Source organism: Acidobacteriota bacterium (assembly GCA_028874215.1).
Lineage (GTDB): Bacteria > Acidobacteriota > UBA6911 > RPQK01 > JAJDTT01 > JAJDTT01.
The window spans coordinates 1-3246 of sequence record JAPPLF010000105.1; the positions used below are offsets into that span (position 1 = coordinate 1).

General features: G+C 64.5%; 1 protein-coding gene. It reads left to right on the plus strand.

Annotated elements, in window-relative coordinates; translation table 11 throughout:
* Positions 1–53: 53 nt before the first annotated feature.
* The coding region (locus tag OXT71_21660) for a M66 family metalloprotease (GenBank protein MDE2929002.1) at positions 54–3246 on the plus strand (3193 nt) is incomplete at its 3' end.

Genomic DNA, 3246 nt, shown 5'->3' on the forward strand with positions numbered 1-3246 from the left:
CCCGCCGGCCGCTCGGGGAATGGCATGGGGTCACCGTCGATGACGACGGGCGCGTGACGAAGTTGCATCTCACCGATAATGGCCTTACGGGGCCGCTCCCGCGCGAGCTCGGCGACCTCACCAGCCTGAGGGAGCTGAATCTCGGGTGGAACGGTCTCACGGGGCCGATCCCGCGCGAACTCGGCAACCTCACCAGCCTGAGGGAGTTGAATCTCTACTCCAACGATCTCACGGGACCGATTCCGAGCGAACTTGGCAGGCTGACGAGCCTGTGGCATCTGAATCTCGGGTGGAACGGCCTCACGGGACCGATCCCGCGCGAGCTCGGCGACCTCACCAGACTGAGGCAACTGAATCTCTCCAACAATGGCCTCACGGGACCAATCCCGTCCAAGATCGGCAACCTCACGCGCCTGACGGAACTGGGGCTCGAAGAGAACGACCTCACGGGACCGATCCCGCCCGAGCTCGGCGACCTCACAAGCCTGACGGAGTTGGGGATCGACGGGAACGATCTCATGGGGCCGATCCCGCCCGAGCTCGGCGATCTCACGCGCCTGACGGACCTGAAATTCTCGGGGAACTCCGGCCTAGTTGGAAGCCTTCCAACCGAACTGGCACGTCTTGGCCGGCTCGAAACGCTATTGGCCTTCGGAACGGATCTTTGTGCACCTTCGGATCCCGGCTTCCAGGATTGGCTCAGACGCATCGACCGTCTGCGAGTTGCGACCTGTGTGGGTGATAGCTCGTCCTTTGCATACCTCACCCAAGCGGTGCAGTCACAGGAGTATCCGGTTCCGCTGGTCGCCGGAGAAAAGGCGCTGCTAAGGGTCTTTGTCACCGCCGCGACCTCTACGACGGCGGGCATCCCTCCCGTTCGAGCCCTGTTCTACGTGGACGGAACCGAGATCCACGTGGCCGACATTCCGGCGCGTGCGGCGACCCTACCGACCGAGGTTTACGAGGGAGATCTGTCGCGATCGTCCAACGCCGAGATTCCCGCCGAGATCATACTTCCGGGTCTCGAGATGGTCGTCGAGATCGACCCGGAAGGAACGCTGGATCCCGGTATCATGACGGCAAGCCGGATCCCGGACACGGGCCGCATGGCGGTCGATGTGCGGGAGATGCCCGTGCTGCATCTGACGGTGATTCCCTTCCTTTGGAGCGCCGACCCCCATCGGGGGGCCGTAGATACGGCCGAGGCTATGCAGGCGGACCCCGAGGGCCACGAGCTGCTTTTTAAGGCTCGTACGCTGCTGCCGATCGGAGACATCGAAGTGACGGCCCACGCCCCCGTGATGACTTCGAGTTCGCCCGACGACCCTTCCGGGCTATTCGAGGAAACGGAAGCGATTCGGGCCATGGAGGGCGGGAGCGGCCACTACATGGGCACAATTTCGAGCCCGGGCCATGTACGGGGACCAAGAGGATTGGCGGGCCGCCCTGGCCGGGTAAGCATTTCAAGTCTGAACGCGGCGACCATGGCTCACGAACTCGGACACAACATGAGCCTGTATCATGCGCCGTGCGGGAGCGCAGGGGGACCGGACCCGGCGTTTCCCTACCCGGACGGATCGACTGGCGCCTGGGGGTACGATTTCCGATTTGGAGGTGCATTGGCGACGCCAGGCAGGCCGGACCTGATGTCCTACTGCGGGCCGGCGGGGATCAGCGACTATCACTTTGCCAACGCGCTCCGCTTTCGCCTCTTCGACGAGGGGTCGTCCCGGCCGGCGAGTCTGATCGATCAGGAAGCAATGTCCCTCCTCCTATGGGGCGGCATGGATGCGGAGGGCCAGCCCTTCCTCAATCCATCCTTTGTCGTCGATGCCCCCTCTGCGCTGCCCAGGGACACTGGTGAGCACCGGATCACCGGGCGGAGCGGGAGCGGCGGCGAGCTTTTCTCCGTCGGCTTCGCCATGCCCGAGGTGGCCGACGGAGACGGGAGCTCGTCCTTCGCCTTCGTCCTCCCGGTCGAGCCCGGCTGGGCGATCCGCCTGGCAAGCATCACGCTCTCCGGTCCCGGTGGGTCGGTGACACTCGACAGCGACACCGATACTCCGCTGTTCATCCTGTTCGATCCGAGTACCCGGCAGGTGAGAGGCATCCTGCGCGATCTGCCTCAGGCAGGCGCGTCGGCGCTCGTTTCTCAAGCAGGCGCCAATCGTCTCGATGTGCTCTTCAGCCGAGGGATCCCCGACGCCGCAGCGTGGGGTCAGAGCCGGATTCTGGACTTAAAAGGGATCGGCGGACGCCAAGCTCCTCCCCCTGCGCTGATGCTGTCGGTTGCGCCGAGTTCCATCGATTGGGGGGCAAATGCCACGCTGACGTGGTCCTCGGCCGATGCGGAGAGCGTGAAGGTCACGCCGGACCTCGGCGCAGTTCCGGCATCGGGCTCGCGAATAGTGTCGCCGCGCACCACGACGACATACCACATCACGGTGCGTGGCGCCGACGGTCAGACGCGGACGGCATCCGTTACGGTCAGAGTGGTGGGCTCCCAGCGGGACGTGCTGACGGCGTTGTACCAATCCACCGGCGGACCTGATTGGTTTGACAGCAGCAACTGGGGAACCAGCCGGCCGCTCGGGGATTGGCATGGGATCACCGTCGATGACGACGGGCGCGTGACGGAGTTGAATCTCAACGACAACGGCCTCACAGGACCGATCCCGCCCGAACTCGGCAACCTTACGCGCCTGAGGGAGCTGATTCTTGGCTTCAACGCTCTCACGGGGCCGATCCCGCCCGAACTTGGCAACCTCGCGAACCTGAGGGAGCTGATTCTCGGTTACAACGGTCTCACGGGGCCGATCCCGCCCGAGTTCGGCAACCTCACGCGCCTGGTGAAGCTGCGTCTCAGCTCTAACGATCTCGCGGGACCGATCCCACCCGAGTTTGGCAACCTCACGCGCCTGACGGAACTGCGGCTTGACGGGAACGCTCTCACGGGGCCGATCCCGCCCGAACTTGGCAACCTTACGAGCCTGAGGAATTTACAACTCCGGTCCAACGATCTCACGGGGCCGATCCCTCCTGAACTCGGCAACCTCACGCGCCTGACGAGTCTGGGTCTCCACCCCAACTATTTCACGGGGCCGATCCCTCCTGAACTCGGCAACCTCACGCGCCTGACGGAACTGCGGCTCGACGGGAACGCTCTCACGGGACCGATCCCGCCCGAGTTCGGCAACCTCACGCGCCTGACGGAACTGCGGCTTGACGGGAACGCTCTCACGGGGC